This window comes from Agarivorans sp. 1_MG-2023, assembly GCF_030548385.1.
Classification (GTDB): domain Bacteria; phylum Pseudomonadota; class Gammaproteobacteria; order Enterobacterales; family Celerinatantimonadaceae; genus Agarivorans.
Window position 1 is genome coordinate 102255 of record NZ_JAUOSJ010000012.1, and the last position, 24107, is coordinate 126361.

Annotated in this window: 22 protein-coding genes; 9 read left to right on the forward strand and 13 right to left on the reverse strand. The window is 43.2% G+C overall.

The features are described 5' to 3' along the window. Positions 1-89 precede the first annotated feature (89 nt). The 3 genes from Q4592_RS16790 to Q4592_RS16800 all read right to left on the reverse strand — a co-directional run bounded on the left by Q4592_RS16790 (position 90) and on the right by Q4592_RS16800 (position 4040). Positions 90-1565 (reverse strand): hypothetical protein, encoded by a 1476-nt coding sequence (locus tag Q4592_RS16790; protein ID WP_303515308.1) that lies wholly within the window; start codon positions 1563-1565, stop codon positions 90-92. A 540-nt stretch (positions 1566-2105) separates the two neighbouring features. Beyond that, entirely contained in the window at positions 2106-2987 is an 882-nt protein-coding gene (locus Q4592_RS16795) for an aldo/keto reductase (protein ID WP_303515309.1), read from the reverse strand. 447 nt (positions 2988-3434) lie between these two features. Then, positions 3435-4040, reverse strand: coding sequence for a nitroreductase family protein (locus Q4592_RS16800; protein WP_303515310.1), 606 nt, complete (start codon positions 4038-4040; stop codon positions 3435-3437). 268 nt (positions 4041-4308) lie between these two features. Between Q4592_RS16800 and Q4592_RS16805 the strand changes: the two genes are divergently transcribed. Beyond that, the gene (locus Q4592_RS16805; RefSeq protein WP_303515314.1) at positions 4309-4800 is read left to right on the forward strand and encodes a GNAT family N-acetyltransferase; all 492 of its coding nucleotides are present in this window, start codon (positions 4309-4311) and stop codon (positions 4798-4800) included. A gap of 122 nt (positions 4801-4922) precedes the next feature. After that, complete coding sequence (locus Q4592_RS16810; protein WP_303515315.1) at positions 4923-5654, forward strand: hypothetical protein; 732 nt, start codon at positions 4923-4925, stop codon at positions 5652-5654. 48 nt (positions 5655-5702) lie between these two features. Here Q4592_RS16810 and Q4592_RS16815 read toward each other — a convergent pair whose 3' ends face one another. After that, the gene (locus Q4592_RS16815; RefSeq protein WP_303515318.1) at positions 5703-6611 is read right to left on the reverse strand and encodes a LysR family transcriptional regulator; all 909 of its coding nucleotides are present in this window, start codon (positions 6609-6611) and stop codon (positions 5703-5705) included. A 110-nt stretch (positions 6612-6721) separates the two neighbouring features. On the opposite strand from Q4592_RS16815, the gene Q4592_RS16820 reads away from it, so the two are divergent. Then, positions 6722-7642 carry a DMT family transporter gene (locus tag Q4592_RS16820; protein ID WP_303515320.1) on the forward strand — a complete coding sequence of 307 codons (921 nt, stop codon included), beginning with the start codon at positions 6722-6724 and terminating at the stop codon, positions 7640-7642. Between the two features lie 78 nt (positions 7643-7720). Further along, the gene (locus Q4592_RS16825) at positions 7721-8074 is read left to right on the forward strand and encodes a HopJ type III effector protein (protein ID WP_303515323.1); all 354 of its coding nucleotides are present in this window, start codon (positions 7721-7723) and stop codon (positions 8072-8074) included. Between the two features lie 83 nt (positions 8075-8157). Here Q4592_RS16825 and Q4592_RS16830 read toward each other — a convergent pair whose 3' ends face one another. After that, positions 8158-8559 carry an MAPEG family protein gene (locus Q4592_RS16830; protein ID WP_303515325.1) on the reverse strand — a complete coding sequence of 134 codons (402 nt, stop codon included), beginning with the start codon at positions 8557-8559 and terminating at the stop codon, positions 8158-8160. A gap of 89 nt (positions 8560-8648) precedes the next feature. Between Q4592_RS16830 and Q4592_RS16835 the strand changes: the two genes are divergently transcribed. Then, entirely contained in the window at positions 8649-9224 is a 576-nt protein-coding gene (locus Q4592_RS16835; RefSeq protein WP_303515328.1) for a TetR/AcrR family transcriptional regulator, read from the forward strand. Between the two features lie 93 nt (positions 9225-9317). Here Q4592_RS16835 and Q4592_RS16840 read toward each other — a convergent pair whose 3' ends face one another. Beyond that, the gene (locus Q4592_RS16840) at positions 9318-9668 is read right to left on the reverse strand and encodes a putative quinol monooxygenase (protein WP_137675152.1); all 351 of its coding nucleotides are present in this window, start codon (positions 9666-9668) and stop codon (positions 9318-9320) included. A gap of 648 nt (positions 9669-10316) precedes the next feature. Here Q4592_RS16840 and Q4592_RS16845 point away from each other — a divergent pair. The 3 genes from Q4592_RS16845 to Q4592_RS16855 all read left to right on the forward strand — a co-directional run bounded on the left by Q4592_RS16845 (position 10317) and on the right by Q4592_RS16855 (position 13000). Further along, a complete protein-coding gene (locus Q4592_RS16845; RefSeq protein ID WP_303515330.1) occupies positions 10317-11111 on the forward strand; it encodes a glycoside hydrolase family 11 protein in 795 nt (264 codons plus the stop codon). Between the two features lie 245 nt (positions 11112-11356). Then, positions 11357-11815, forward strand: coding sequence for a hypothetical protein (locus tag Q4592_RS16850; RefSeq protein ID WP_303515332.1), 459 nt, complete (start codon positions 11357-11359; stop codon positions 11813-11815). A 9-nt stretch (positions 11816-11824) separates the two neighbouring features. Beyond that, a complete protein-coding gene (locus tag Q4592_RS16855; protein WP_303515334.1) occupies positions 11825-13000 on the forward strand; it encodes an acyltransferase in 1176 nt (391 codons plus the stop codon). A gap of 198 nt (positions 13001-13198) precedes the next feature. Here the strand turns inward: Q4592_RS16855 and Q4592_RS16860 are convergent, their stop codons facing one another. Further along, positions 13199-13723 carry a phosphoribosyltransferase gene (locus tag Q4592_RS16860; RefSeq protein WP_303515337.1) on the reverse strand — a complete coding sequence of 175 codons (525 nt, stop codon included), beginning with the start codon at positions 13721-13723 and terminating at the stop codon, positions 13199-13201. Between the two features lie 49 nt (positions 13724-13772). Further along, a complete protein-coding gene (locus Q4592_RS16865) occupies positions 13773-14966 on the reverse strand; it encodes a sugar MFS transporter (RefSeq protein ID WP_303515339.1) in 1194 nt (397 codons plus the stop codon). Positions 14967-15071: 105 nt separating this feature from the next. On the opposite strand from Q4592_RS16865, the gene Q4592_RS16870 reads away from it, so the two are divergent. Further along, complete coding sequence (locus Q4592_RS16870; protein WP_303515340.1) at positions 15072-15959, forward strand: AraC family transcriptional regulator; 888 nt, start codon at positions 15072-15074, stop codon at positions 15957-15959. A gap of 41 nt (positions 15960-16000) precedes the next feature. Here the strand turns inward: Q4592_RS16870 and Q4592_RS16875 are convergent, their stop codons facing one another. The 5 genes from Q4592_RS16875 to Q4592_RS16895 all read right to left on the reverse strand — a co-directional run bounded on the left by Q4592_RS16875 (position 16001) and on the right by Q4592_RS16895 (position 24002). After that, positions 16001-16834 carry an ABC transporter substrate-binding protein gene (locus Q4592_RS16875; RefSeq protein ID WP_303515341.1) on the reverse strand — a complete coding sequence of 278 codons (834 nt, stop codon included), beginning with the start codon at positions 16832-16834 and terminating at the stop codon, positions 16001-16003. 118 nt (positions 16835-16952) lie between these two features. Continuing rightward, a complete protein-coding gene (locus Q4592_RS16880) occupies positions 16953-21026 on the reverse strand; it encodes an AsmA family protein (RefSeq protein ID WP_303515343.1) in 4074 nt (1357 codons plus the stop codon). 208 nt (positions 21027-21234) lie between these two features. After that, complete coding sequence (locus Q4592_RS16885; protein ID WP_303515345.1) at positions 21235-22401, reverse strand: glycoside hydrolase family 5 protein; 1167 nt, start codon at positions 22399-22401, stop codon at positions 21235-21237. A gap of 288 nt (positions 22402-22689) precedes the next feature. After that, positions 22690-23595, reverse strand: coding sequence for a GyrI-like domain-containing protein (locus tag Q4592_RS16890; RefSeq protein ID WP_303515346.1), 906 nt, complete (start codon positions 23593-23595; stop codon positions 22690-22692). After that, positions 23592-24002: a DUF5329 family protein gene (locus Q4592_RS16895; RefSeq protein ID WP_303515349.1), complete on the reverse strand. Its 411-nt coding sequence runs from the start codon at positions 24000-24002 to the stop codon at positions 23592-23594. The genes Q4592_RS16890 and Q4592_RS16895 overlap by 4 nt, the downstream gene beginning before the upstream one ends. Positions 24003-24107: the final 105 nt, after the last annotated feature.

Genomic DNA, 24107 nt, shown 5'->3' on the forward strand with positions numbered 1-24107 from the left:
TAAAAATAGCCTTTCATCGATTAATGAAAGGCTATTTGCTTGATAGCTAAAGTAAAACCATAAAGGCAAAACAATACCAGTACATAACCTTATTTATCAGGCGTGCAATCTTCCAATTCTTGGGTAGACCACAGCCCGCATTGCATAGTGCTGGTTCCGTCTGGATTGTATACATAAACGGTATAATCATCCGTATTGGTGTGCACATGCACTGTTTGTGTCTGCTGTGTTTGCTCTAGATCTGACGAGGTATATACGTTCTTCACACGGCGCCAACCCGCTGCTCCATACGCATCAGTATTTTCAAAAGCAGTATCGATATAATTTAATTGATTAAGCTCTGAACCATCTAAATCATCAATATCGTCTCCAAGACCGATTAAATGCTCCATGCCGGATGGATTTTCGGAATCAAATGAATGGTAAGACTCGGTCAGCAATGTATTTCCGTTATCACTAAATACTTTTGTAATTAGGCTTTGAGTGGTATTGCCCAAGCGTTCAAATGCCAAACAGCTTTCCCAAGATGATTCATAAACCGGAGAGTTTGCAGAGTTAGCAACCCCATATGCCAAGTCTGCTATCTGAGTATAAGTTTCTGATACTCCGCAATAATAACTTGGAACCTCTAGCGTCCATTCATTACTACGCGTTAAATAAAAATCTTCAGCATACTCTACGCTATCACTTAATTTTGTACGCTGAGAGTATTGCTCAACAACAGCAAGTATTTCTGACAAATCATCTGACACTTGGTTAGTTCTACTTGCCCAATTACCCGTTGACGCTTGTACAAACTCTCGGCGATACCAACTGTCATCATAACGCTGAAAATTGTCACTCAAGCCAATGAAATACTCAACAAAGACATAGTCAGCTTCAGGGTTGTTTTCCTCTAACACTAAAGTTTCAGCATATGATGCCTGTAAACCGGGAACTAAAGCTTGAGCTAGTTCGTGTAGCTCAGTATTACCAGACTCAATATAGTCACCATATAGCTCGTCAATGGTGATGTTGTAACGCTGGGCCGTTCGGAACTCTTGTTGCTCTAATCGATCGGTGATTTTCTCACGTAAGGCCAGATCGGCAATGACACTTTGACAACTTAGTTGCTCCCCATCTCTTGCTAGTTCTTTCTCAACAGACTCCCAAACAATGCTAGAGAGAGGCGTAAGGTTTAGCAGCTCTTCATCTGTTCCCATGGCAAATGGCGGGGGCGATATCATCGTATAGGCTTCGGCTATGGGGGTATCTGGACTATCTGAGTCGATGGCTCCTACAGGTACATGGGTTACGGTAGGAACGTATAAAGAACACTCAGTTAAGGTTTCATTTAGTAGCAGGTCAAACTCACCATTTTCATCTGTTACAGCACTTGGCTCATTCTCGTCTAGCTCTCCATTAAAATTTACATCTAGAAAAACTGTGGCTCCAGAAATGTAACCATCAATAACCTTCCCTGATAGTGTGGATGTATTACCTGATGGGCTGCTATCCGAGCCACCGCACCCAGTCAGCGAGGCGGTGATAACAGAGGCAACTAGCGTGAAAACATATCTACGCATAATTCTTTTATTCCTTGAAAAGATGATTATTAATAGGATACATGACCCCACCCCCAAAAAAGGATAAAAATCCAAAATAAATATAAAATTATCATATGTAGGCTAACTAGCTACCACGACAAAGCATAAAAAACCAACAATTTCATAAGACACAGTGTAAGAAACAGGTTTTAAGTGACTAAAGTCAGTCAAAAAACATTGATATAGATTTGGAATGACTCAACCCGTGGAGCAACAGTGAACGCGGATATTGTTAACGCAATAAAACAAGAGAGAAATGCCATAAATGACTAAGTGTTTCGAATACTTAAAGATGTAATCATCAGCTTGAGTACGATGTTAAAAGCCAACAAAGAGATAGTATTGCTAGCTCTACGCTAACTAAAAACATGTCTTTTTATTCAAAGCCTAACTAGCAATAAAGGGTTAATGTGAAAGCCGTGAGACATACTAAAATACCACAGCCTCTATTTACTAAAAATAGAGGCTGTGGCTTGATTTAGCATCAAGCTAAAGTTAAAAGCGTTAGGTGGTTCAGCACTACAGCTGCCCTTGCCAGTTTTGGTCACAAGCTTGAAAACGCCCGCGAATGGTGGTCAATAACTCTTGTTCAAGTGGGCCTGCGTTAACTTGCCCTATGTTAGCCGCAATGTGCTCTAAGTTAATACTACCAATGATGGCGGTATCAACCCCATAGGTGAATACGCTAAAGCGAATAGCCATCTCTAATTCGGACATGCCAAAATCAATCGCCATAGCGTGCATTCTTGCCCAATACGCTTCAGCATAGTGACCTGTAGGACGCTCACTAAAACGCCAAGGCGCATTGGCAATAGGTCTTTTCGCTATCATTCCCATCCCTCTTTCTTTCGCGCGGGGTAGTTGATTATCAATGATGCGTTGGTCACAAAAATTAAGGGATGCCATGATACTGTCGAAACGATTTAAATGAACAGCAAACGACAAGTCATCATTCTCACCGGAGTAAGCTTTTACTCTTATTTTCTGTTGATGTTTAAGTTCATCCAAGGCATCAATAACGCTGCCATCTTTTAATACTGCTGCAGGACAACTGTGCAAATGAACGATATCAAGCACATCGGTTTTCATTAGTGTTAATGCTCGTTCTACCCCAGCAACAATGCAACTGTAAGTCCAGTCTTGATGACCTTCTACACCATAACCCACTTTGGTAGAGAGAACATAATCCTCTCGACGATGACTAATGTACTTACCTATTCGCTCTTCAGATAAACCGTAACCTCTGGCTGTATCTATAAGGTTTATCCCTAAATCTAAAGCACCATTAAGTACGGCTTCGGCCTGATCTTCACTTACCTCTGTAGCACCAATAGCTCCGGCCCCATAACCAATAGCAGAAGTTTGCAGGCCAGTAGTACCAAATTCACGAAGTAGCATCATCTATATCCTTTTCAATTTGTATATTTATGCTGAAATAACCGATAACAAGATCGCCACCTTAAGCAAAATTAGTAACAGTGCGTCTGCCTGTATAGTACAAATTATTCTACTGACGAATATCCAAAGTGAAAGAGAGTTAAAGATAAAATAAGGAGAATAACAGCCTTTTAGTGCGAATTTGAATTTGTCGTTTTGGAGTGAATAAATTAAACTGAACATGTTCTAAAAATAGGCACTCTAACCTTCGCAAGCTTTAAGAAAAAAACCTTTACCATATGCTTAAGCCTGACCTATTCGCTAACTCTCTGGGTGGGGAAGCGAAGCAAACACATTTGATTGCCAATGAAGCAGGAAGTAGTCGCGACAAAACTGTCATTTAAAACGTACGACCTAATAAACGTAAGCATTACGCCAACCGCTAGCATTGGCTTAGTTAAAAACTCGCCATTATCTAAAGCTATTTACCATGAGTACGTCGCTTAAACCCAATTGACCTCCACGAATACCGGCAGGTTTAGCCGCTTTTCCTACCGCGATAATCATGCCGATGACATGGTCTGATGGAAGCTTTATCAGCTCGGCCAGTTGCTCAGCATCAAAGCCAATCATTGGGCAACTGTCGTAACCCAAACCCTTCGCCGCTAGCATTAACGTTTGTGCTGCCATGCCGCAAGAGCGCATCGCTTCATCGCGTTGCAACTCTACTTTACCTTGGTAAAAGTTACCTAACATTCCCACCAGCAAGCTTTGGGTTTTAGCATCAACAGCAGACCAATAACGCTCTGGGCTATTCGCCCAAGCTTGAGTATCGGCACACAGTATAATCAGCTCAGCCGCCTCACTCACTTGCGCTTGCCCCCAAGCAGCTTGCTTAACTTGCTCTCGCATACCGACATCGCTAATTCGAACAAAGCGCCAATGCTGAATGTTGTAAGAGGTAGGAGACAATAGCACCGCCTCCATCATTTGGGTGAAGTGTTGCGGCTCCATTGCTGCATTTGTATCAAAGTGTTTAACGGCGCGGCGTTGTTGTATGGCAGTAAACAGTTCCATGGTGGCTCCATAAGCTAAAGAAGGTTAATCAATTCCTGTTTAGCTTAATCTGTTTCATATTTGGTGATAATACGGAAAATAGTAAAGATACTGTTGAGTTTAAGTATACAGTTTACCTGTCTTTACTATGCACTTATCAATAAATAGACTGCACGCTTATTTCTTCAAAAAAGAGATGTATCAGTAATGTTTAAACCCAAAACATCAGCTAAGATAATGAAGCTTTCATCGTTTTTTCAACAAGCTAGGTGTAAAAAAGGCAAGAACATTGAACGTATATTTAAGGCAGCCAGAGCGCGCTGATTTAGAGGAACTCAGCGAGTGTTACCAAAACAGCGAGATTTTTCATCGCCCTTGGAGCTACCCGCCTAAAAACGTACGCGCTTATTTGGAAGAGGAACACCGCCAATTAGTGTGTTTAGCTGAAACCGGCGAGATCGTTGGTACTTTTAATATCTCGGCAATCATTCGGGGTCATTTTCAGTCGGCTTATCTTAGCTACGAAGTGTTCCACCCTCACCAGGCCAATGGCTATATGAAAGCAGGTATTCGCCTATTACTAAACTACGCCTTTGAAGGGTTAAATTTACACCGCTTAGAAGCCAATATTCAGCCCGGTAACAAAGCCTCGATATCCTTGGTGGCTAAAGCAGGGTTTGTGAAAGAAGGCTTATCTAAAAGCTACTTAAACATTGGCGGTAAAGGCTGGAAAGACCACGAACGCTGGGCCATTCTTAACCCTAAGTGGCGAGCCATATAGAGCCTATCTATCGCCTAACTCTCTCACACCGCCCGATCTTAAATAACAACCTTGTTTTCTTTTTTGTTAATGAATAGCTACAGTCTACTAATAGAGGATTCTGGTTTATAGCTAGGCTTAACATGGACATTATTAGCAGGTTTTTAGGTAACATCTCTCTTTGGGAGCTGATGGTGTTGGCAGCAATTATTTATGTTGTCACTCAACCGGAACTTCGCAAGCGCATAACCAAGCTAAAGTTTGGTCAGTTTGAATTAGAGCTGCAAGCCCTAAAAGAAGATCTAGAAAAAGGTAAAGAAAGAATAGTTGAATTGGAATCGGAAATGGAAAACGATCGCCGCCAGTTTGACGACATTCTACAAAGATTTGATCCTAATGCCCCTGTTGGCCAACTCGCTCATGCGAGGCAAGTCATTAAAGCTGAAGCCCGTAATCTATCAGAAACTGATACTTTAGCTGACTATCTCAGCCTTAAATCCTCAGCGGAAGAGCTCTATGTAGCCGCTGTAAGCATTAGAGAAAAACGTCCTGTGGCCCTGCTTCCAGAGCTAATCCGTTTTTTGGATGAACTCGCTAGTAACAAAGAACTTGGCGGATTTAGACTAAACACCATTTGGACTTTAACCAGCGGCCTACACCGCACGCTCATTGCGTGTATTCGTGATGGCGTAACACCGATGCCAGACCAACAAACCTTAGCGTACGCCCAGCAAGTGCTGCTTAAGCTCAACAATCACTCCAAGGTACAGTCCGATCGCCCCGACGCACCACTCAAAGGGATTCAAGGCCCAATTAAACATGCCCAAACTTGGTTAGATAAAGCCATCACTGCAGATGATAACAGCGACGGTTAGTTTATGAAGAGAGTAATAAATAAGCAGGAATAAACAATAAGCTATTGTTTACTCCTGCTCCCAATAAGGCTGATCTGCCGCTAAGTACTCCACAGCAAAATCTATAAACGCCCTCACCTTTGCTGGTAAATATTGGCGTTCAGCAAATACCGCGTGAATGGTTTTGTTAGGCATTTTAAATTCATCTAACAATGTCACTAAACGGCCGGCTTTAATATCTGGCCCAGCAACAAAGGTAGGCAAACGGCCAATGCCTAATCCCTGCAGCATGGCATCCCGCAAGGCTTCACTGTTATTAACTCGATAATTGCCTTTTACCTCTATTGATTGTGACTGTCCGTCACGCATAAACGTCCATTCTTTCACATCTTGCGAATAACTAAACTGTAAGCAGTTATGCTGGCTTAACTGCTCTATTTGCGTGGGGGTGCCATGTAATTTTAGGTAGGCTGGCGAGGCGCACAATACGCTATTTAGCGGTGCTAATTTGCGTACAATAAGCGATGAATCGGGCAAGTCGCCAGCGCGAATAGCAAGATCAAAACCCTCAGCAACTAAATCATTGACCTTGTCGTCCATCATCATATCAATGCTGATTTTGGGATAACGCGTTAAAAACTCGGCGATTAGCGGGGCAATATGCAAACGACCAAAAGACATCGGCGTATTTATTCGCAGCAAGCCTTGCGGCTCCCCTTGTAACTGCGCCACAGCATCTTCGGCATCTTTAGCGGCATTATGCGCTTTAGCAGCATGCTCAAAATAGTGTTTTCCCGCCTCGGTTAAACTGAGTTTACGGGTCGTTCGATGTAGCAACTTTACGCCAAGGTGTTGTTCTAACTGGTTTACCCGCTTGCTCACCGCCGATTTAGAAATACCCAAACTGCGAGCCGCAGGCGAAAAACCTCCGCTTTCCACCACTGCAACAAACACAGGAATTGCCGAAAATCCATCCATAGTTTCACCACTGTCAACTTAAACTCAACAGTTATTATCAAATTTAGGGAATTATCAGTCAATACGATTACGATTAAACTGGCGCAGCTTCCTTAAATGAGATATTCACAATGATCAACAGCCAGCACTTAGCGCCAGCAAACTCATTAATAAACACCAACAAAGGCACTCACGGCTTAATGCTCATCATGGTGGCATTGGTGGCTAGCTCGTTTCCCGTGGGCGCAGCTATTACTTATGCCCTTCCACCAGTGGTGATGATGTTTCTGCGTTTTTTAATGGCCGCCCTATTGTTCGCCCCTTATGTAATAGCGAAAAACGGCTGGGCACTACCACCACTGCGCGCCTTGTTCGGCTATGCTTTACTTAGCATTCCCTTGGTGATATTTTTTTGGTGTATGTTCGAAGCATTGCGTCATACCAGCACCATTAACACTGGTGCACTTTATACCACCTTGCCAGCAATGACAGCGCTCGCCAGTTACTTAATCAATCACCAAGCCATAAGTAAGCGTCGCCAACTGGGCTTATTAATAGGCACCGTAGGCGCTTTATGGATTGTATTTCGCGGCCAAATTAGCGCTCTGGTTAACTTGCAGCTGAACAGTGGCGACCTGTTGTTTTTGGTGGGTTGCTTAAGCTTAAGTGTGTATAACCCCTTAATGAAAAAACGCTATCGTGGTGAGCGCCAAGAGCTAATGACCTTTTGGGTTATCTTGTTTGGTGCCGTTTGGTTATTAGTATTAGCGTTACCCAGCTTTAGCCAAATAGATTGGAGCAATGTTCCATTTAAGGTATATGCGGGCATTAGTTACCTAGCCTTATTTACCACTCTTATTACCTTCATCTTATTACAAGTTGGCACCTTGAAACTGGGGCCAACTAAGGTGGCAGCTTACAGCTATTTAACCCCACTATTTGTTATTTTACTCACCGTTTTAATGGGTATAGAACAACTAGATTGGCAAACCTTACCAGGTGCAGGGTTCATTTTGATAGCAATGTTATTAATCCAAAACGAGCCTAGATAAGCGCTATTTTTGTTGACCAAGGCTGTGCTTCTCCAATAAGGTGTGCGTAGTTTTTGCAAACGCTACAGGAAGTACACTATGGCACAAGCTGATACCACAAGTTTCATAGAAATCCTCACCCAAGATTCAGACCAAATTCGCTTTGAAGATAGCATGGCTATTATTGAGGCTAACTACAGTTTTACCCCGTGCGCGTTTAGCAACGGTGAACAAAATAATGCCGCTGGAGAAAACTCAGGTTCATGTAAAGTGTTTGCTTTTGCCCAGCTACAAGCCTTAAGTAAACAACAAACTCTCGCCTTATTTGGCCAGTACTACCAAGATGTACTGGATACCCCTCAAGGTGAAGATCATCAAAACATTCGTCAGTTTATAAAAAATGGGTGGGACGGGATTTCATTCTCTCAGCCAGCCTTAAGTAAAAAAGTATAAACACCAAAAAAGCCGCATTAGCGGCTTTTAAACAAATCTATAATCTTATACTGCATACGTATCGCTTATTTGAGCATTCGTTATTACATTTCAAATATAAGTAAATCACACCAAAGAGTCGCTACACATAGTACAGATGTCGCAAAGGCTAACCGCCTATGTTTTACCTTATTATACGTGATGTGTATGTAAGCTTGAGCACACCTAGCAATAACAAATGTCCAAGCCGCTAAAAGCCCTATAATACTGTCAATACCTAGCCCAATGTAAATTGAACATACCGCATAAAAAAGAACAGGAACTTCAAACAAGTTATTGAAGCAACGCGTCGTTTTTATCATCTCTACTGGTACATCTTGTGCTTGCATCAGCTTAAAATAGTCGGCTGATACTAATCCATTTTTAACACATAATGCCCGTGTTTTGACGCTAATCAATCCCACTAGTCCAGTCAGCAGAAAAAGAACAAAAATGGCGTAAACCATGTGTAACTCCTTAAGTAGTTAAACAAGGCTTGATTCTACTGGGTACCTTTATATGATAAAGATCATATAAAAATGATTTGAACGATAACATGCCTTTTTCAAAAGCACATAAAGAAAAAACGAGAGTTCGGATACTCATTGGTGCTAAGACGCTGTTTTCCAATAAAGGGTTTGATGCTGTAACGGTAAACGAAGTAATGGAGCACTGCTCACTCACCAGAGGCGCTTTTTACGCACATTTCAAAAGTAAATCAGACCTATATAAAGAAGCGTTAACGTTTTCTGCGGCCAGTAGTCAACTAACACAAAATAAGCCGCAAAACACTTCTACCAAAGAGTGGCTAAGCTACTTATTAGACGGCTACTTAAGTATTGAGCATGTGCGGGGGGAAAAACCTTGCCCTCTTGCATTCTTAGCTACAGATATAGTTTCTAGAGACAGTTCAACCAAAGAAACTTATGCCAATACCTACCAAAATTTCAATGCAATTATTATGGATTATGCTGGACTCAATTCACCTAATAACAAGGCTGATATTTTGTCATTAACATCAATGATCATTGGTGCAGTGGCTATTTCAAGAACTATAGATGACCAGAAGGTAGTGAATGAAATCCTCACTTCGTGTAGGCAGCAGGCGCGAAAGATATTAGGTGGAATATAAGCCGTGAACTAAACCTAGTAATAGGCTAGCCACGACAAGCCCTAAGTTAAACTGGGCATGACTGTGGTCATCTACTATTACTTAAACTCGTTATTATTCGTAAATAGGCGCATCATAGTTATAGCCTTCATCGGAATAGGCGGTAACCATTGCATCCTCCACTAAGCCTGTCTCTGCCTGAACCTGTGTTTCGAAAAAGTGTTGTACTTGTTTTCTACGACCATGCGCAGCCCAAGATTCCGGGCTATCCCAAACTTCGTTAAATACAATTGGGTATTCGTTTCTGGTCGCGCTTGGGTGGTCAATTTGTCGCGTTAGCATGTACTGAATACAGCCTTTTTCGCGATAAGAATCTGGCTCAAGGGCTTTAAGCACCTCAAATAACTCAGCTTCCTTTCCTGCTTTTGGCTTGAACTGAGCTAATACATATACACGGCTTGTCATAAGATTCTCTTTCTTTTTAAGATTTAGGGAAATAGTAAGTGATTATTGAAGAAACTAACATCTAAAACGAGCTTGATAGATGGAAACATCTTACCTAGATAGAGCTGGACAGTAAGTATATTCATTACCTGCTATAGAAAAACATAAACCAAAGCCATTTCATTTAATCTTATCTTATCTTATCTTATCTTATCATAAACCCACCCATTATTATATTTTGTATTTTGGTTGTAATATTTGGTACTTTTTTACTTTCCGTGTGGGTGTAAATAACCACGCGCGTCACAAATATTTAAACTTGCAATAACAACGAACAAATCTGTGAACTTAGAACAAAAATGTAAAACGACGTAGTTTGACACAATTAACAGTTGGTTTACCATTATATTTCGAGTGTCAAATTAAAATCAATTTGTAATATTATCAATTACATCTAGTCCACCTTTGATATTCGACTTTCATAGATGATCAAGGTAATGTATTTCGCTTTTTAACAGACGAGATAAATCAGTCCATACAATATCCGTGTGTATTTGATATTGCGGAAAGTGGTGTTGTTAATAAGCCTTGATACATGAGTTAAACACACTCATGCAGTACTTGGTTTAATGATTACTTTTAAACATTATAACTACACATGGAAAAGCAATGAATATAATAAATAGAATTACAGCTCTAAACGCGTCCAAAAAATGGATAAGCCCTTTACTATTTTCAACAACAGTTTTCTTATCAACATCAAGCGTTATAGCAGCAGAAACCTTTCAGAACTCGGAAGCTAGATTCCCGAATACTGAGCAAGGGTATTTCACAAGCCACTATGAATTGAATAGTGATCCAAACACTTACCTGTATACAACCAGCTATACTGCTAGTTATATAAAGATGTCAGGAAATTCTCAAAATGTGGTCTCGGGTCGAGGCTGGCAAACAGGCAAGCAATGGAGAAAGGTTAACTTTAGCATCGACAACTATAACCCTGACAACAGTAGTCAAAAATCAGTTTTCGCTTTATATGGTTGGACAAAAAGCAATAACTCTAACTACGATGGTATGGCTGAATATTACATTATTGATAAACATAACGGATGGTATCCCGAGCATCAAAATGATGGTGGAAATGATAATGGCGCAAGGTGGCTAGGTTCCAAAAATGTTGATGGTGCTAAATACGACTATTACGTATCAACACGCACAAATAAACCACACGCTTATGGCGCAGGCTTAACCACTTTCAAGCAGTATTGGGCAATAAGAGATTATTATAATCAAAGAGACCGTGGCGAAATGAATGTTGGGCAACATTTTCAAATGTGGATTAATCCGCAACAATATAAACACGAAAAGTACCCTTACATAGGTAATTGGAATTATCAAATATTTGCTATTGAACTGATTGGCGGCGGTGGTTCAGTAAATTTAAATGCTTGGTCTAATGAGTAGCGTACTGAGCAGTACAATATAGCTTAACCTTAGATATAGAGACAAGATTATACCTTGTCTCTATATTAAATATTTAGTGGCTCGCATTAAGACCATGAATTATAAAATTAATTATTAAAGTTTATAATTTAATTTCAGCTTAATTAAAAAAATAAACTAACTTAACAACCCTGGAAAGATCGCAATTTAAGCAAAGTGTTATTGCCGAGGGGCGTTAAGATAGAGCTACTTCTTCAACATCGAGTATGATGATGAACTCTTTAAATTCAACACCACCACCATGGCGAGCCCTAGCGCTAGCCAGCCTCGCTTGCCTTATTTTAGTGCTAAGCATTATTGCCCATCGCGCATGGTTACAAGATCCTCGTAGCGTTGCTCCGACATCGCCTCTTTCCACCCAAACCGCCGAGCGTTTTTTAGGAAAATGGCAAGGCCATTGGGGCGGCACAGTAGTATTTACTATTGATTTTCAGGAGCAAGTAAGCAGTTCGCAGGTTAAAGCCGTGCTGCAATATATCGCAAATCCCAGCTTGAATATAAGCGGTGACCCGATTGCCATTAAGGCTAATTTCTCGCAGCAAGAGATTAGTTACAGCATTGAAGAAGCTGGAGTATTTACCCGTTTTTGGTTCGAAGGTGAGCACTTATGGGCCGAATTGAGCGGCCGTTACCAAGCGCGTAGTCGCTTACGTCCAATTAATTAAGGAAGATAAATGACTAAATTGAAGGGGTTCAATGGCATGCGCGCCTTCGCTTGCTTAGCTGTGCTGGTGCATCACTTAGTGCAGCGACTCGACAGCAATAACAGCATTGTGCAAGGCTTGCACGCAGGGGAGATAGGCGTAACCATATTTTTTGTGCTCTCGGGTGCACTGCTCAGTTACCCGTTTTGTTATGCGTATTTACGCAATCAAGCCCTGCCCTCGCTATGCTCTTACGCACTTAAGCGCGCGGCACGCATTATCCCCGCATTTTATTTAGTGCTACTGCTTAGTTTTATAATAAACCAAGCATTAACTCCACAAGACTACGCATGGGCAAGGTTCGCTGCAGCGCTCACTTTTACTGCGCCATATCATTACATTAGCTTTTTCCCCACCGATATTAACGCACCCTTGTGGTCGGTAGGTTTAGAGGTAAGTTGCTATGCTTTATTGCCGCTACTGCTATGGCCCCTGTTGCGCCATAAAGCTAAATCTAGCCTGCGTATATTGGCTTACGTGGTGGCTTTGATCGTAATAACGCAATTTGCTCATTTCTTAATTATTAAGCTATTTATGACCGACCCAACAGGCAAAGGTTGGCGTTATGGCATAATTGGCGGTGCTAAACAGTGGCTGCCTTACTGGAATGTGGCTAGCTTTATGGGGCAATTTTTATGCGGATGTTTAGCTGCCGCCATTATTGCCAAGTTAGAATTACGCCAGTATCGTGCGCATTGGCAGTGCGATGCGCTATTTATTGGCATATTGTTAATTAGCGGGTATTTAAGCCTGTATGTACTAATTCCAGGTGCAGCAAATCCTGTAACTGCCCAAGCTTATCTTGCACCGCTTTTATCACTGTTATTTGCGGCAGCCTTAGTGGTAAGTCACTTTAGCAAGGTAGCTAGCCGCGCATTAGATAACCGCCTATTTAATCATATCGCCACTATCTCCTTTGGCATTTACCTATGGCACTACTTGGTCATGGAGGTCATCCACTTGATGTGGGTGGATAATTATGTGTATGCCGGCATAAGCGACGTAGAGCTATGGTTTGAATTATCCCTTATTGTATGTGCGGTAAGCAGCTTACTCGCTGCGTTTAGCTACTACTTAATGGAGCGTCCTATAATGCAGTGGGCGCAACAACGCTGCAAACAAAGCAACAATAAGCAGTGCAGATAAACACGCTTCACTTGCTTAGTAAAATAGGGAACAGAGTTAGTATACTTGCGCAATTCAGGCCTACCTCTAGCGCTTTGCGCTAGCCTTAGGCCTGTTAGTATTTCAATATCTGGTTTAAATTTCTCGCCGTCATTGATAATCAAACCACGAGTCATCAGATATCACTGATGACTATCAAAAAATGGTTGAGGCACAGACTTATTTAATCAGCTTCGAAAGGTAGGGAATATTACGGTGGAGGTTATTCCACGGTAGTCCGTAGCCTATTAACATGTCGTTGTTTGGCATTTCATAGGCATAGTGCTGGGTTACCGGAATATCTACTCGCCCAGGCTTTACAAACAAGGTGGCAATGCTGATGGATTTGAGCGAGTAAGACTCGCTTAAGTAACTCACCAAGCGCTTCATGGTGCCGCCCGACTCGATGGCGTCATCAACCACAATCACATGCTGGTTCTCAATCGTGATATTTTGATGGAATACAATGGTGGAGTTGTTATTGCTGTCGCCCGGTGTATGCGGGCAAGAGATAGTATCCATGCCAATATCAAAGCTCAGCTCTCGCACCAAATCAGCGGTAAACAATATACCACCCGGTACTACGCTAATAATAACCGCACTATCGCCTTGGTATTTTTGATTAAGTTGCTCTGCTACTTTGCTTACGCCCTGCTGAATTTGGCTTTGGCTTAGCACTAAATCACCAACGTGTTTATTGCTCATATCACTACCTTTTCACTTTTATTTACCGTTACTATTCAATTTTTTGAGACTACTTTACTGGCGCTTCAGCAGACTGAGATGCATTAGTTTTCGGCCACAATTTTAGCCGTTCGGTGCTAAATAACATAACACCACTAAAGATAGACAAGGCTATTGGCAGCGCTATAAACGATGTTGAACCGGCAATCACACCAATCAATGGTGGCATTAAAGTAGTACCCACATAAGCACAGGCCATAGACAAACCAATAATGGCCTGTGAGGCTTGTTTGCCAAAACGCACTGGCGTGAGGTGAATAATATTGGGGTAAATAGGCGCGCAGCCTAAACCAATAAGAATCAGCCCCAATTTAGAGACTAGCGGTGAAATAGGCGCAAGTAACAATACTACGCCTACAAAAATAGTGATTACGCCCACTCTAATCAGTTTGTCTTCTGCTACGCGCTCGGCAATAAAACCACAGAAAAAACGCCCAAGAGTAATACCTAAAAAGTACATAGCTGTCCAAAATGCGGCAACCGATGCACTCACGCCCTTTTCAGTAATTAAGTAACTGGCCGCCCACAAACCGGTACCCGCCTCTAAAGAGCAATAACAGAAAAAAGTGAGTAGCTGTAGTTTCACACCTTTAATCTTTAAGGCACTGCTATTGCTGATTAAAGCTTGCGGCTCGCCACCAGCTCTTAATGCTTCACTGGCGGCTTTTTTCCATAAAGGGAGTGCCAGTAAAAGCACGGCCACCAAAGCAAACTGAATGTAAGAAATGGTGGTGTAACCCTCTCGCCAGCCCTGTTGTTGGCTTAAGTACATGGCCATAATTAGCGGCCCAGCGGTGGCCCCTACTCCCCAAAAGGAATGTAAGTAATTCATATGTTTGGCTTTGTAGTTAAGCGCGACAAAGTTGTTTAAAGCGGCATCTACCGCGCCAGCGCCTAAGCCCAACGGCACTGCCAGTAATACTAGCAGCCAAACATTATCAGCATAACTAAAGCCATAAAGCGCAATGGCGGTCATCAATACACTTACCGCCACCACTTTGCCTGTGCCAAAGTAATGGGTAACTCGGCTAGATAACAGGCTTGAGACCACGGTGCCAGCACTAACAACAATGGCGATGACCCCAGCAAACTCGAGATTTGAGTTAAGATCGCCACTCATAATCGGCCAAGACGAGCCCAGTAATGAGTCGGGTAAACCTAAACTGATAAAGGCTAAGTAGATTATGGCAAGTAGTAACAACATCAAACAGGGCTCTGGAGTGGTTTATAAGAACGATACTCCCAATAACTATTGCTTAGTAGCTAAATACTCTCTTAAACTATAACAAAGCTCCCAAGTTGTTATGAAATGCAAATTTACAACATTCAAACCGATGCAGAAGGCCGCGAGTTAACCCATCATGGTTTCGATGATTTCCCCTGCGCATTTTATGACGAAAGATTTTCTGAGTTTATTGGCGGCGAAGTACCTTGGCATTGGCACGATGAAATAGAACTAGTGCAAGTTGTTGCTGGCAGCACACTGCTAGAATGTGTCGGCGGAAGTACCCCATTAACGGTTGGCGATGCGGTGTTTGTGAATGCTGGCACCTTGCACAAAATGACTCAAATTGGCGAGCAAGATTGCCGAATTTTAAACTTTGTATTAGCCCCACAGTTAATTGGCGGCGCTAAAAATAGCCGCGTATATAAGCACTATGTGTACCCGGTGATAACCAATAGTGAATTACCCTATTATAAATTCTCTGCCAATAGCCCTTGGCAAAGCCGCGCCATTAAAGAGTTAGAGCAGGCCTTTGCTGCCAGCCAACAGAAAAACGCTACTTATGAGCTGGCGGTAAACTTACACCTAATGAGGTTTTGGCAGCTATTTTGCGAAAATCAGCCAAGCATTTTGGCGAGCTCGCAGGTATCGTCGGTTCAACAGGGTAGAGTTCAAGCTTTATTAGGGTTTATCCACCAGCATTATCGCGACAGTCTATCTACAGCCGACATGAGTAAGGCCGCCAATATTAGTGAAAGTGAGTGTTATCGTTTGTTTAGCAGCGCGTTAAAAAGCAGCCCTAATCAATACTTGTTGCACTACCGCTTACAACAAGCAGCTAACCAGTTAATTGAATCTAGCCGCCCAATTACTGAAGTCGCGCATAATGTAGGCTTTAATTGCCCCGCCTATTTTGCTAAACGCTTTAAGCAGGCCTATGGCAAAACACCTAAGCAGTTTCGTAGTGAGTAACGTGCAGTGCTGTGCCATTATTCACAAACATCCAACCATTCTTAGTTTTCTGGAGTAACCCCTTGGTGTTGCTGCTGCTTAAGCCACTCTTGCATGTGTTTATCAAACAAACGTTCAAAGGTACCAAACTCCGATAGCTGGGCTACCCGCTCACTTAAATGCCGACGCAAGGCCTCGCTATTACAGCCTGATTTTTTTGAAAAAGTAAAATAGAGCCCTTCTACTGAAATAGGGCTTTCTAAGGGAGTCACTTGGCCTTTTAGCCCCGCCGATTCCAAAATGGCTAAGCCTTGATAAAGCTCGTACAGCACATAATCAAAACGCTCAGCTAATAACATAGCGAACGAACGTTCAGCTGTGGCGCTGGTAAGAATGGCCAAATTCTTTTTCGAATAGCTGTCAAAGTCTTGGCCAAAGCTATTATTTATTAGCGTACCGCCTCGCAGCTCTAATAAGTCTTCCCATTTTTGGTAATCAAACTCTTTACCTTTTTTTGTCCAAACCACACTGGGTACATCACTAAACTGCGGTACTATGTAATCCATGTAAGTTTGCCGCTCTTCGGTTAAAAACGCGCCGGCTAACATGTCTACTTCGCCATGTTTTGCTTCTTGTAAGGCGCGAGCCCATACGCCGCGATCTTTAGCGTCAACTGTAATACCAGTATCCATTAATGCTAGTTCTAACAGCTCTATGGCTAGGCCTGTTAGCTGACCAGGGTTGTTTTGGTCGCGCCACAATATAGGTGGGTATTCGGCATTGCCCGTTACCGTAAGCCGGTTACAGATAGAGAGTTCGGCAAGGGCCGGAAAAGATAAACAAGCGGCAATAGCAATACTTAATGCGGGGCGTTTCAATCCTTCAAACAATCGCATAGAGGTCCTTTTTATGAGAGCGCTGTAATAAGCCTAGCCACTAACATTAAGTTCGCAACTCAATAGCACTGGGCTTATGAAGCAACGCACAAATTAAGATATCCACTCTCATCAATGGCTACTCAGCAGCGTTTACCTGCTTAGCCTGCTGCCAAGCTTGCCTGCACAGCTCGCTACCATCGGCGTCTAACGGCGCTTCTACAATCCAGCGTAATGGCGATACCACTGGGCTGGTAACAAAACGCAGAGTAGTGCCAATAAGTCCGCCACTAGCTACACCAATCTTAAAGTCTTCAAAGCTACCGCTCACTTGAACAGGGGTAGATAAGCCAAATATTTGCGCCCGTTTGGCTTGTGGCCGCAGGATCATATTGACCTGTTGCTGGTCGAAATCTACTTGGGTTTCACCCAGTACTCGCATACGTGAGGTATCCGCAAGCAACACGTTTTGGGCTAACTGGCCATCTTTACTATCAAAAACTGCAACCACGCAATTGAGGACGGATTTTTCTGAATCGTCTAACTCTGGCACTACTGCGCTAGCTAAGCTCACCGCCCATAAATCCATAATGCCTGCTTCAAACTGTTGCGGCCACACGCCAAACCCCACCTGCCCGTTCATGTTTTCTAGCCATTGCTGTGGCGTTTCAAAGCGGCTATTTACATCTAAATGGACACTTACCTCACCGTTCATCTCTGTATCGGGTTTAATTCGCCTCGCCAGCAAACCGTAATCAAAGTTTTCAACTTTGGCTGTTAACTCACTGTAAAAACCCGCGCCTTGGGTACTAAGTTCGCCACTTAAGTGGATCTCCCCGCCAGGTAAGGCCAGCCATAAAGGTGCTAATTGAAAACGCGCATCTTGTAAGGTCCAATACAATTGACCTTGACCTAACCAGTCATCTCCCGACTGCACCTTCTCTACGTCTAAACGAAACTTGGCATTTAGCTGTTCAAACACCTGCTGACTCAACAAAGCCTGTGCACCTTCCTCGGTTTCTGGATTTGTGGCGGCTTGTTGGTCCGATATTTTTAAGGCGGACTCAGGCCTTGCCGGTGACTCAGAACTTGTATCGTTTGCCCAGCCTTGCCAACCGCCTGTTTTAAAATCGTCTAGCTGAATGTTATTGGCACTGATCGCAATGTCTAACATGGGTTTGGCGCTAGTGGTGACTAAGCTAGCAGCTCCACTTAGCTCACTCTCTGCCACTGACAAAAGCATTTTGTTAATGGCGTAACCTTGCGGGCTAAGCACTAACTCACCAGCCAGTTTAATTGGGCCAAAGGGCGGCAGTTGAATGCCATGAAGGCTGTCTAATAAACTCAGTTTTGGGCTGCTTATGTCTACCGCTAAGCTAAGATTTTGCAAAGAAATGGGGCGAGGTAAATTGGCCTTAGCGTGTAAGGCTACTTCAGCCAAATCTAGGTCTAATTCAATAGGTAAAGCGTCTGGTTTTTGAGTAAATTCTGCCAAACTTAAGGTGCGGATAGACAGTGCTAGTGGCAACTGCTTTAACTGGCCATTTAGCGCTAGCTGCAGCGGTTTGTTAGGGCTGGCACTTACACTGCCCTCGCTAAGCTCTACGCGTGCGCTGGCTTGGGTGTTTGGGTCTACCAATGTCCAATATCCGCCGCTTAATTTTGCACTTAACTCGGTACTCGCCAGTAGTTGAGCAATGTTATCGCCACTTAAGGCTAAATTGAATTCAGCTTTGTCTAAACGAATATCAGCTTGTTCAGCAATATTAAATTGTTTAAGCAATTGGCCGATATTTGGCTGCTTAGATGCAACAGCAAAATCTAACGTTAATGGTGATGAACGTAAGTCTAATACTGCATTACCAGAGAACTTACTTTGAGCAAATTCGGCACTAAATGGTGCTTTCTGTAGCCAACCGTCACGTGCTAAACCCGAAAAGCTCACGTTTTCTAGTTGATGATCACCCAATAACAGTTTGTTAATGCTTATCGCCAAATCAGCATCATGAATGGCAAAGCCTTGAGGCAATATCGGCACTCGAATATCAATCGTTTTCAACTCTTGGCGAGTAAGGCTTGGCTCGGTTTCGGCTGGTGTTTTGGCGGTACTTTTGGGTTCATCGTTGGGGAGTAACGCCGTTAGTTGGCCAACATCTATTTTCTGCCAATCTGATTTTATACTGACTAAACCTTGCGCGGTTTTGGCTTTGTTCCATGAAGCCTCCAAAGAACCTTGGCTATCGGCTATTTGTAACTGGCGAATCTGTAGTTTTGATTCGCCACGGGCTATTTGCATATCTAACGCCAGCTTTATCGCCCCTTTTGCTTGTTTATCCAGCCCTAACCAGGGTGCTAACAAGCCAATTTGAGAACCACTGGCATTAAGCTCTACGCTTGCACCGTCTTGCCACTTTCCGCTAGGCAGCTCACCGCTTAGTTGCATCTCTATCGCCGGAGAATCTAGCTGCATGTTCACTAGCCAAGCTTGTTGATTTAGCATAGCTCTTAAAGGACTGGTTTTAAGCTCGGCCTTAACAGGAATATCTAATAATATACCGTCGATATTAATGCTGACTTCACTATCGACACTCGCCGTTAAACTGGCTTGTTTAATGTTGAAGGCAGTGCCAGCAGGCAATAGCATTTGGCTATCTTCAATTTTGTAATTGAAGTGACTATTAGCAAAAAGCTCTGCCACGGTAATGCCTTTGGCATTAATTCTGAGTACCGAACGCCCAATATTACCGGTGCTGCCCGCAAGCATGGGAATACGACTCGCGAGTTTATCTAATGGGGACTTTTGCGCGACTAAGCGCATAGAGGTATTTAAACTATCGTCTTTAATGCTAGCTTTCAGATTGCCGCGAAAACGTATATCGTCTACCACTGCCCGCAGGGGTGCTTTTAAACTTTCTCCCTCAACCTTAAGGCCAACGCTAACATTTGCTATTTCTTGTGGAAGCCCTTCTATGCTGCCAATAGTTAAGGATAAATCAGCGTTAGCTTGATTAAACCAATAACGAATAATCTGCAATAACGGCAAGGTTTCTTCTTCAGGCTCGGCGTTTTGAGCGCCAGCCAATTGCGCTTGCGGTTCGGCCGAATTAACTTGCGGTAGTTCATTGTCTGCTAACGGTTTGCTAGCCGTCTCATCTGGTAACTCTGCCAACCAAGGCGCTAAATCAATCTTATCAATGTTCAACTTACCGTTAATCTCTAGGGGCTCTTGGCCACTTAACGCAAGCTCTCCTTTAAAAATGCTTGAGGCAAGCTGAGCACTAATGGGGGATAAGCTATATTGACCAGGCTTTCCATCAAAGCGAGTGGCCAGCTTTATTGGTGCAAGCTGCGCTAGATCGTCCCCCAACAAACGACCAATAGATTGTGCATTTTGCCAATCTACGTTCAGCTCCATATAGCTGTTTTGGTCGCTCTGTGGGGCAAGTTTGCCACTAAGGCCTAACTTGGCGTCGGCCACTTGCATGTTTAACGCAATATCGCCAGCGCGGCCTTGCAATAAGGGCTCTAACTGCCATGTTGAATCCGCAGAGTACGATTCATCTAACATGCTGCCGTAAGCAGTCATGGCCAGCGTTTCGCTATCAATAGAGGTAAGTTTTAATTCTTCTAGGTGCCAGTTAAGTACTGCTTCGGCAGCTTGGTCGCGGTAGTTAATGCTGACATCACTAATCAGAATTTGTTCTTTAATGTCGAAGCTGTAGTTAATCCCTTGCCAAGAAAAACGCCCCTCTTGAGTTTGCTCACTGCCAGTTTTTTTTGCTGATGTTGCTTGAGAAGAGGTATTAGAGGCCGCAAACTGCCAATTGTTTTCCCCGTTTTCTGCTCGTATTAGCTCGAGATAAAAACCATCTAATAGAATTTGGTCGATCTGCAGATGGCGTCGAAGCAACGGCAATACATCTATTTGCACACTGGCTTGGCGAACTTGAGCAAAGTAGGGTTCGCTAAAGCCGATGGGGTTCGCTATTTCAATTTGTTCTACGTTTATTGCCGGTCTAAAAGACAGCTCCAAATTAATCTCGCCGCTTATTTGCACATCACGCTGCAATTGCTCAGACAGTAAGTTGGTGACGAACTGGCGACTATCGCCAATTTCTACTTTTATGCCTACCACTAACAAAACAATGGGAAGTAGCAAAATGCCTAACAAAACCGCAAAGCTAATAAGGCTTCGCTTTAACCAACGCATCATTTTCATCACTAATTTCACTAATAACAGGACAGATAAACCACTTAGTATGAGCGGCTAATGGCTTGAATTTGAAAGTTATATTCTTAACAGATACAGAAACTATAGTGCTTGATTAGCAATAAGATAATGTGAACAAACGAAAAAAGACAATTAGCGGGGTAAACTACGTTTGCCTAGCCGGAGGGCGGCCAGGCAATTGTGGGTAACTCTACGGTTGAGCGGGAATGAGTCCTTCAATTAAGGCGCTGCGCCATTCTCCAGCTTCTGGATCATAGGCTCCAAAACCAGAGGCATATTCCCAGTAAGCCCAACTAATATTGCGTTTCTCTGCTTCACGAGCAATAAATGCTGTCCAGGCGCGTTGATGATCAGGATCTGAATATTGTGAGAACACACCATATTCACCCATGAAGATTTCGAAACCTCGACCCGCTCCAGCGTTCCAAGCGGTTACTCGGTCGAACAAATCAATAAGCGGTTGTTGATCGGATGCGGTACCCAACCATGGAGTGCCAATCCATTCGTCAGCTCCTTGAACCCAATCAGCTCCTTGGTGGGTAAAATGGAAAGGTTCGTAGTAATGCACCGTAATAATGGTGTTATCAGCGCTTACGCTGCTGGGTAAATCGAGTTGAGTTAACCCGTCTGGATGGCCCCAGTTAGCAGTGCCGATCATAATGGTGCGCTGCTCTGTACCATTATTTTGCTCATCGGCCATGGTGGTCCAAATTAGCTGTGTGAGTCGCCCGATAATGTCATTCCAATCATCGTAGCCAATGGTGCCGTTTGGCTCGTTCAGTAATTCGAAGACAAGGCTGTCCTCATCATATTCACTAAGTGGAAAAGCTTCGGCAATTTGCGCCCACATGCCCACTAAACGCAGTATGTGGTTCTCTTGCTGGTTTTGGCCGTCGTTCATCATTTCTTCGTAGTGATGCACGTTTAGCACCACTTTTAAGTTAGCCGCTAAACTCCAACCCACCACTTGTTTAACTCGCGCCATAAAGCTGGCATCAATTTGGTAAGGGGTGTTTTCACCTGCATGATTCGACCAGCGCACCGGTATTCGCACGGTTTTAAAACCTGCATCGGCGATGATTTGTAAGTCTTGCTCTACCAGCAAGCGGCCACCGGTCCATTCACCTTCATTTGGTGCTTCTAAATAGTTACCTAAATTTAACCCACGGCCAAGTTGAGTTTGCGCCATACCGCCACTGGCATTCCAACCATAGGTATCGGTGTAGTAGCTGGCGTCTAGCTCTACTTCAGCATCGCTAGGTGCACCAATAGAGCTTCCTTCTCCACCACACGCACTGAGCATGACAGCTGCACTACTAAACATTCCAACTAAAACTAATTTTTTTAGGTTTCCCATGGTCTTGCTTTCCTTCGCTCACTTATTTTCCAGACTTAGGCTAACCAGAATAAATGTTTATAAATAGTAAAAAAACCAACTGTTTGAGGATAACTTGTAGGCACTCACAAATTCATTCTGAAGATGAATTTACACGCTAGTTTGTTTCAGTACTTACGTGAGGTCATGTGACAAAACACTCTCAAATACTGATTCACCATCAACATGGATATTGAACGACAGATGCGTACTAACAAAAAAAGCAGCCCTGAAGGACTGCAAAAATGAACTCAAAAGCACATGCTTGGCTTACAATTTTACTGAAGTACAAAAACTCACGTCGGCATGGTGACTATCCATATCATAGTGATGATATAGCTCGAAACAGGGGCGATTATCTACGGTAAGCTCCGTCTTAACCACTTGGGTCATGAGTTGCTGCCAGAACAAAGCGTATTGGCTGTTCTCGGTCACCGTTTTGCGAATACTGGCGTATTGGCCACTCGGTAAAGTTTGTAACTCTATGCCCGCGGGAGGATTTACATCACTTGGCACTGCTAAACAAACATCAGTTCTGCATTTATCCGCAGGGGTCAGTTCAGGGTTATCGTGATAAATGAATATTGATTCACCCTTGGCTAATCCCAATGGTCCTGCCCAGCCATATAGCTTTTCAGTGGCAACATCGTAGCCTTCGCCATAGGGGCCGGTGACTCGAACGTAAGCTAAGGTTTTTTGATCAAAATGTTCAGTTTTCATTGCTACACTCCTTGATTGATTTGCAGAGCTAGCATATTGCGAGGCGTGTTCTAAAGCGTGTCCATTGTTGCGCAGTAGGTGTCCAATCTTGCTGTCTCGCAGTAATTGCGTGTAGGTATCCATATCTTTGCAGCTTCTGACTGCGCTAGGGCTAATGGCAAAGTAACTTCGAAAGGCTTTAGCCAAAGCTTGAGAGCTAGAGAAACCAAAATCCAAAGCTACTTTAGTAACGGGTTCTTTATGGTAGAAGAGCTGACTCGCTGCTTTTTCTAGTTTTAAACGGCGTAGAAAATCTGCCGGAGTTTCGTCGGTGACCGCTTTAAAAATGCGATGAAAATAATAAGGAGATAAATGAGCCAGCTTGGCCACTTCATCTAGATTGAGATTTTGATCGTAGTTTTTCTCTAAATAGCGAATAACCGGCACAAACTTTTGGTGGTAGTTGGTTTTACTCATCGTGTAGCCTGCTGATCATATACCGCTAATTGCTGGTATAGCCAAGTAGCAGAGGGAACTTGATCGCCATTGGCCAAGCGAATCATATAGGCTTTTCCACTCAAAGAGGATTTAGTGGCCAGTTTGTCGATAAACATTTCAGCAGTCCATTTTTCTTTGCTGGGGGCAAACCAACTGCTTTGTCCGCGTTTTAACTTCATGCGTAAATGGGCACCTGCTTGTTCCGCATTGTGCTCAGAGCCGTTGCGAATAAACACCAAATCAGTTTGTTCAATGCTGTGTAACAAGGCCTCTATTCTTGCTTGCTGCAGAGGCCAGCTTGATTTTTCTAAGTCAGCGCTTGCGCCAATTTGAGCATGTAGGCTCAGCCACAAAATAGCAAAACTATATAAAATCTTGTTCAACATCGAGTAAAGCCATAATTTTATTGTTGATTACTCAATAGTCTATGTCTCTCCCCCCCTAAGCTCAAGCCCAAAAACAAGCGTATAATTACAGCGGTAACTTAAGTA

What these genes read in the sequence shown, in the direction of transcription:
- Q4592_RS16865 (WP_303515339.1), bottom strand. Translation starts at nt 14,966, where the DNA reads ATGTTGTTACTACTTGCCATAATCTACTTAGCCTTTATCAGTTTAGGT.
- Q4592_RS16830 (WP_303515325.1), bottom strand. Translation starts at nt 8,559, where the DNA reads ATGGTTTACGCCATTTTTGTTCTTTTTCTGCTGACTGGACTAGTGGGA.
- Q4592_RS16855 (WP_303515334.1), top strand. Translation starts at nt 11,825, where the DNA reads ATGACTAAATTGAAGGGGTTCAATGGCATGCGCGCCTTCGCTTGCTTA.
- Q4592_RS16875 (WP_303515341.1), bottom strand. Translation starts at nt 16,834, where the DNA reads ATGCGATTGTTTGAAGGATTGAAACGCCCCGCATTAAGTATTGCTATT.
- Q4592_RS16835 (WP_303515328.1), top strand. Translation starts at nt 8,649, where the DNA reads ATGCCTTTTTCAAAAGCACATAAAGAAAAAACGAGAGTTCGGATACTC.
- Q4592_RS16840 (WP_137675152.1), bottom strand. Translation starts at nt 9,668, where the DNA reads ATGACAAGCCGTGTATATGTATTAGCTCAGTTCAAGCCAAAAGCAGGA.
- Q4592_RS16800 (WP_303515310.1), bottom strand. Translation starts at nt 4,040, where the DNA reads ATGGAACTGTTTACTGCCATACAACAACGCCGCGCCGTTAAACACTTT.
- Q4592_RS16795 (WP_303515309.1), bottom strand. Translation starts at nt 2,987, where the DNA reads ATGATGCTACTTCGTGAATTTGGTACTACTGGCCTGCAAACTTCTGCT.
- Q4592_RS16845 (WP_303515330.1), top strand. Translation starts at nt 10,317, where the DNA reads ATGAATATAATAAATAGAATTACAGCTCTAAACGCGTCCAAAAAATGG.
- Q4592_RS16870 (WP_303515340.1), top strand. Translation starts at nt 15,072, where the DNA reads ATGCAAATTTACAACATTCAAACCGATGCAGAAGGCCGCGAGTTAACC.
- Q4592_RS16885 (WP_303515345.1), bottom strand. Translation starts at nt 22,401, where the DNA reads ATGGGAAACCTAAAAAAATTAGTTTTAGTTGGAATGTTTAGTAGTGCA.
- Q4592_RS16895 (WP_303515349.1), bottom strand. Translation starts at nt 24,002, where the DNA reads ATGTTGAACAAGATTTTATATAGTTTTGCTATTTTGTGGCTGAGCCTA.
- Q4592_RS16820 (WP_303515320.1), top strand. Translation starts at nt 6,722, where the DNA reads ATGATCAACAGCCAGCACTTAGCGCCAGCAAACTCATTAATAAACACC.
- Q4592_RS16880 (WP_303515343.1), bottom strand. Translation starts at nt 21,026, where the DNA reads ATGATGCGTTGGTTAAAGCGAAGCCTTATTAGCTTTGCGGTTTTGTTA.
- Q4592_RS16810 (WP_303515315.1), top strand. Translation starts at nt 4,923, where the DNA reads ATGGACATTATTAGCAGGTTTTTAGGTAACATCTCTCTTTGGGAGCTG.
- Q4592_RS16825 (WP_303515323.1), top strand. Translation starts at nt 7,721, where the DNA reads ATGGCACAAGCTGATACCACAAGTTTCATAGAAATCCTCACCCAAGAT.
- Q4592_RS16890 (WP_303515346.1), bottom strand. Translation starts at nt 23,595, where the DNA reads ATGAGTAAAACCAACTACCACCAAAAGTTTGTGCCGGTTATTCGCTAT.
- Q4592_RS16850 (WP_303515332.1), top strand. Translation starts at nt 11,357, where the DNA reads ATGATGATGAACTCTTTAAATTCAACACCACCACCATGGCGAGCCCTA.
- Q4592_RS16860 (WP_303515337.1), bottom strand. Translation starts at nt 13,723, where the DNA reads ATGAGCAATAAACACGTTGGTGATTTAGTGCTAAGCCAAAGCCAAATT.
- Q4592_RS16790 (WP_303515308.1), bottom strand. Translation starts at nt 1,565, where the DNA reads ATGCGTAGATATGTTTTCACGCTAGTTGCCTCTGTTATCACCGCCTCG.
- Q4592_RS16815 (WP_303515318.1), bottom strand. Translation starts at nt 6,611, where the DNA reads ATGGATGGATTTTCGGCAATTCCTGTGTTTGTTGCAGTGGTGGAAAGC.